The 4,857-nt window shown below is 62.3% G+C and carries 6 protein-coding genes and 2 pseudogenes; 1 reads left to right on the forward strand and 7 read right to left on the reverse strand.

The features are described 5' to 3' along the window. Positions 1–474: pseudogene (locus tag YU1_RS33130) on the reverse strand (transposase); the annotation flags it as partial. Between the two features lie 78 nt (positions 475–552). Between YU1_RS33130 and YU1_RS34970 the strand changes: the two are divergent. Beyond that, a pseudogene (locus YU1_RS34970) lies at positions 553–618 on the forward strand (integrase core domain-containing protein); the annotation flags it as partial. A 52-nt stretch (positions 619–670) separates the two neighbouring features. Here the strand turns inward: YU1_RS34970 and YU1_RS0125315 are convergent. The 6 genes from YU1_RS0125315 to YU1_RS0125345 all read right to left on the reverse strand — a co-directional run. Further along, entirely contained in the window at positions 671–1,633 is a 963-nt protein-coding gene (locus YU1_RS0125315; protein ID WP_029006433.1) for a methyltransferase domain-containing protein, read from the reverse strand. 6 nt (positions 1,634–1,639) lie between these two features. Beyond that, the gene (locus tag YU1_RS33140; protein ID WP_198019068.1) at positions 1,640–2,905 is read right to left on the reverse strand and encodes a coproporphyrinogen-III oxidase family protein; all 1,266 of its coding nucleotides are present in this window, start codon (positions 2,903–2,905) and stop codon (positions 1,640–1,642) included. A gap of 479 nt (positions 2,906–3,384) precedes the next feature. After that, the gene (locus YU1_RS31250) at positions 3,385–3,771 is read right to left on the reverse strand and encodes a helix-turn-helix domain-containing protein (RefSeq protein WP_035716723.1); all 387 of its coding nucleotides are present in this window, start codon (positions 3,769–3,771) and stop codon (positions 3,385–3,387) included. After that, entirely contained in the window at positions 3,768–4,370 is a 603-nt protein-coding gene (locus YU1_RS31255; RefSeq protein ID WP_051357352.1) for a regulatory protein GemA, read from the reverse strand. Before YU1_RS31255 ends, YU1_RS31250 begins: the two co-directional genes overlap by 4 nt. Further along, entirely contained in the window at positions 4,367–4,558 is a 192-nt protein-coding gene (locus YU1_RS34140) for a hypothetical protein (RefSeq protein ID WP_029006436.1), read from the reverse strand. The genes YU1_RS31255 and YU1_RS34140 overlap by 4 nt, the downstream gene beginning before the upstream one ends. Before the next feature lie 8 nt (positions 4,559–4,566). Beyond that, a partial coding sequence (locus tag YU1_RS0125345; protein WP_029006437.1) for a DUF3164 family protein occupies positions 4,567–4,857 on the reverse strand: 291 nt, incomplete at its 5' end.

The raw sequence follows: 4,857 nt of genomic DNA on the forward strand, positions 1-4,857 counted from the left end.
TGAGCAAGACCTGGACCCGTCGATAGCCGTAGCGCACGCGGGTCTCACAGATCGCCTTGATCCGTGCTGCGAGGCCGGCCTGGTCGGGTCGATGCGGCTTGTAGTGATAGGTCGAGGTGTCCACCTCAAGGACCGTGCAGGCCCGCCGGATCGACACCTGCCACTCGCTGCGTATCGCATCGACGAGCTCGCGCTTGCGACCAGGCCTTACATTTTTCGCCGGATGACGTCCTGCAACATCTCCCGGTCCAGGGACAGATCCGCCACCAGCTTCCGCAGCTTGGCGTTCTCGTCCTCAAGCTGCTTCAGGCGCCGCATCTCCAGCGGCGCCAGCCCGTCATACTTCTTCTTCCAGTTGAAATAGGTCGCCGGGCTGATCCCAGTCCGGCGACAGATGTCCGCAACCGGTAGCCCATCGGCGCCCTGCTTCAGAATGAACGCCTTCTGGGCCTCTGAAAACTTCGATGCCTTCATCGTCTTCCGCTCCTCCCGGCCAAAGGGTGAACAGCGCGGAAAACTCTAACTCCGAATGATCCAGTTTGCAGGGCTCAGATCACCGCCGACCTGCCCCGATGGCTGGCCTGGTACAATCACCAAAGGCCCCATGGTAGCCTCGACCGAAGAACACCCGGTCAGGTTCTCGCCGGAACAACCCGATCAGAAGTCACAGCTAGCCTAGCCCTTCGCTTCCACTCAAACGGAATGTGTGAAAGCGATCACTTCTATAGGTTGAAAAGCCAACGAGAAGGCCATTCTCAAAATAGGCCGCGTACTTTGACCAAAAAAGCAGCGACAGCTCATAGCCTTGGCCGGAAATCCCCTGGAAGGACAATTGCTGCCCTCGGGCGTTATAGGTGAACGAGAGGTCCGGCGGTCCCAACTCTTCGAGGGCAGCGTCCTTGGACGTCAGAATCAGCTCGTCCGTTGAAAGGAACGTCTGGACTTCTTTCCGATCATCATCGTTGAGCAAATGCGCCTCACCCAACAGAGTACGATGCTCGCCACCGGGGCGCTGAAACGCCAGCTTGTCGATCGGATGCAGGTGGTACCCCCCTCCTGGGTGGTGATCCCGCTTCACATAGCGCTCATGCGCTACGCAGGACCAATCCTCATAAGCCCTGAGCAAGTTATTGGCTGTCAGGGTGTTCGGATGCCCCTGCTCCACGAAGGACCGTGGTATGTCGTCGCTAGAGTCGAATTTGGCGATGGTGATCAAGTGTATCCCGCCTTGAGCGGTGTTTACTTTCAGCTTCGAAACTGTGCTGAGGGCGGTGGAGCGATCAAGGAAATGCAGAATTCCATGGCAGAGCACGAGATCATACTGATGAAGGAGTTGAAACTGCTCCACGCGCCCGCACACGGCCTCAATGTCAAGCCTAGCGCCTTGAGCTAATCTCGCCATCGCACCGATATGGGCGGCTGACGCATCGACGGCCGTGACCCGCGACCCGATGCCGGCGAGGAAGATCGAATTTCGACCCGCGCCAGACCCAAGATCCAGCGTCCTAAAACCCGGGAGGGAGCCGCGCAAGATTCCACCGATGGAAATCACCTCTTGGCTGGGCCCGCCCATCGTGCGAATGATCGTTCGGAGCGCGGCGCTTTCGTCAAGTATGGCAGGATACTCCCGCATAGCAGGTCACTCCACCGTTGCGAGCGATCGTTTGACCGAAGCGCTCGAGAGGGACAGGCCCATCTCTGCCGCCTTGATCGATCCTGCGGTGGTTAGCAGATAGTCACTTTCTCGTTGGACGAAATAGCCCTCTACAAGCATTCCCTCCATTATCGTAGAAAGGCTGTCATCAATGTCCGAGTCGAGCCCCGAGAGCATGCTCTTCGGAATTCGGCCGTGATGCATCTGTAAAATCAAAATCCGCCTTAGCCGCTCCTCTGCGTCGAGCAGCACTTCGCTTGCAATGGGAAGTCGCCCGGCCGAAACCGATTCGTAGTACCTTCTTAGCACTGCGCCAAACGGGGTTCTGGTGGCGTACGGGACGGTGGAGGTGTGCACACTCGGGTAGTAGCTGCGCGACCCAGCCCCAAATCCAATGGTCGGTTGACCAGCGGCTTCGGCACTTTCGATAGGATTCGGAATCGAGAGCCGCGAAAATGAGATCGCACTTGTCTGGGTCCATCCGGCCTCTTGAAAATGTCCAATCGCTTGGCCGTGCCTATCTTCCAGCGAAGCGACTGCACTGGTCGGGGAAATTGCCTTTCTTTCTAGGGCCACTTTTGGTCGCACGGAGAGCGGGTGAAACGTGCAATGGGTGGCCTCGCTTGCGACGACGGCGCGGAGATCGTCGCCCCACACTTGAGCAGTCTGGCCGGGAAACCCGAAGATGAGGTCGACATTGATGTCCTCGTAGCCAGCGTTGGCAAGATTGCCGATTGCTGCCCTAGCGTGCGTGGCGGTGTGGCGCCGGCCCATCGTTTTCAGCAGTGCATCGTTGAAAGTCTGAACACCAAGGCTTGCGCGGTTGAAGCCATGTCTACGCCAGGCGCCGGTCGTGACTTCGTCGACGACATCAGGAGAGAATTCTACGCTGCAACTGAGTAGCTGAGTGGTGTCAACGGCGAGCTGCAGCTGCTCAAGCACTTCCGCCAATTGCCTTTCGGGCAGCAGCGCTGGCGTTCCACCGCCGAAATACAGTACGGAAACAACCGGTTTGGCGCGTTGAAATCGAGCGCCGAAATTCACGATCTCTCGCTTCAAATTGTCGATGTAGACCGACACCGTGGGATCGGAGCCCCCCGGCAAAGTGAGCAGCGAACAGAAGTTGCACTTCATGTTGCAGAAAGGGATGTGGACATAGGCGCTGACGAGCGCCCCCGCTAACCCTGCCAGTTCCTTCTCCACCACATCGACATGGACCTCGCTCGAATAGCTGGTCTTGGGCGGATACATGTACCAATGCGGCACCGAGGCGCCCCCTCGCGGGGCAACTGACGTTTTCATCACATAGTTCCATCGTTTTCCGCTTCATGAATGTTACACAGAATGAAGCGGAGGGGCAATAGAAGTAGTATCTCTGGATCTATCTAATATTATTTTTACATACAGGAACCGTAAGTCGCCGACTCGCCGTCGCCCAAGTTGGGAAGATCGCTATTCCTGCATCTCGTATGTTCGGGGGCTTCCGCCGACCTTAATTATCCGACGACGACTCAAGTAGAGGCGTAAGGTTTGAGCCAGGACCCGCCATTCTGATACCGGAACGCTAGTGGCGGCGCTGGGGTCGGCAGCGGAACGGCTGCTATCTGTACATCGGCAGCCAAGACCGGCCAGTCCGCTTCCGGCCCCACACCGGACGTTCAGACATGCATATGGAAAGTTCCACTCGTGGCACACAGCCGCCTGAATACGTCTACCCCTGACCGTCGAGACTAAAACAATCGAGTCTGTCCCTCGTCCCCCTCATCCTTCACCCGCGCCCGCATCCTCTGCGCCGTCCGCCGATGCAGGCCCGCATGCCCAGCCGCTTCGTCGATGGATGCCCCCTCAGCCAGCGCGCGGGCCATCCTTAACCGTGCCGCGGCCAGCGTCCCCGCCGGCCCCATGGGCACCGTGACCGTCTCGCCGCCATACATGTCGCACAGCAGGTCCGCCCCATCGCGCCCCAGCAGCGCCACCAGTCGGTGCTCATCGCCCGCCCGCTTGGGCACAGACAGCCGCCGCCCGCCGTGCTCGGAGGCGAAGGCCAAGACCCGCGCCAGCCCAGCCGCCGGCAGCAGTGCAGACAGAAGGTGCGGCAGGGGCGGAACGTCGCTCATGGCCGCCCCGCCTTGATCCGCTTGCGGATGAGCGTGCCGCCCGCCCGGATCTCCCCATCCAGGTCCGTGCCCAGCGCAGGCTCCACATCCACCACAGCCAGCCCCAACGCCACCATCCGCCGCCGTTGCGCCCGCCAGACCGCAGCCTTGCTCGCCTCAACGCTGCCGCTCGCCGGCCATTCCACGCCGCCCTCTCGCGCCAGCCAGGCCTTCAGCGCCTCGATCACCCGGCGGGCGGCAGCGGCATCGGCGAGGAAGCGCGTGTGCTCCAGCCCGGTCTGGCGCTCCAGGAAAGCCAGCAGCGCGGTGTCGGTGCGGTCCCGCACCACGCCCAGGTGCCAGCCGGAGAGCCAGAGCGCCCGCAGCTTCGCCGCATAGGGGCCGGCCAGATCCGCCGCGCCGCGCGCCGGGGAGGCTCCGCCCTGGAGCGCCTTGAGCCGGTCGATGACGCGGATGGCCTCGGCCTTGGAGAGATCGGCACAGGAGCGCTTACCGGGCGCTACGGCGGCGATCACATCGCGGCGGGTGTCGGTGTCGAGCCCCAGGCGGCGGGCGATGCCGTGGATGGCGCCGATCTGCTGGGCGGTGGCGGTGCTCATGAGGATGCCCCCTGTTCGATCTCGGCCAGCAGCGCCGCCCGCACGCGGGCAAGGGCCGCATCCACGTCGCGCACCAGCAGCAGGCCCTGGCCATGCAGGGCCGCCAGATGCCGGCACTCCACCGCCAGCACGGTGGCGGCCGGGAGCGCCGGGCGGATGATGGGGGAGATGGTGGCTGCCGCGCCCATGGTCGCCCTCACGCGGCCGAGGCGAGGTCGATGGTGATGGGCTCCCATTTCGCGCGGGTGTTGGCCCGCCGGTAGAAGCGCACATATTCGCGGGAGCCCACCACGCGGATGGCGTCGTCCAGGGCTGCCATGGCCCGCGGCCAGGGCTCGCGCGTGATCTGGAGCCGCCGGAGCGAGAACAAGGCCGCGCGGTTGATGCGGCCTTCCCGATCGGTCTGGAAGGCATGTTGAACGAGGGCACGCACCTCGGCCGGGGCGCCGTCCGACCAGGCGGCGACGCATTCATCCACGATGGCTTT

Origin of the sequence: Azorhizobium doebereinerae UFLA1-100, from assembly GCF_000473085.1 — a bacterium.
In the GTDB taxonomy this organism is placed as follows: Bacteria; Pseudomonadota; Alphaproteobacteria; order Rhizobiales; family Xanthobacteraceae; genus Azorhizobium; species Azorhizobium doebereinerae.

Bases quoted from the DNA above. Each gene is read 5' to 3' on its own strand.
- YU1_RS33140 (WP_198019068.1), bottom strand. From the start codon at position 2,905: ATGTATCCGCCCAAGACCAGCTATTCGAGCGAGGTCCATGTCGATGTG.
- YU1_RS31255 (WP_051357352.1), bottom strand. From the start codon at position 4,370: ATGAGCACCGCCACCGCCCAGCAGATCGGCGCCATCCACGGCATCGCC.
- YU1_RS31250 (WP_035716723.1), bottom strand. From the start codon at position 3,771: ATGAGCGACGTTCCGCCCCTGCCGCACCTTCTGTCTGCACTGCTGCCG.
- YU1_RS0125315 (WP_029006433.1), bottom strand. From the start codon at position 1,633: ATGCGGGAGTATCCTGCCATACTTGACGAAAGCGCCGCGCTCCGAACG.
- YU1_RS34140 (WP_029006436.1), bottom strand. From the start codon at position 4,558: ATGGGCGCGGCAGCCACCATCTCCCCCATCATCCGCCCGGCGCTCCCG.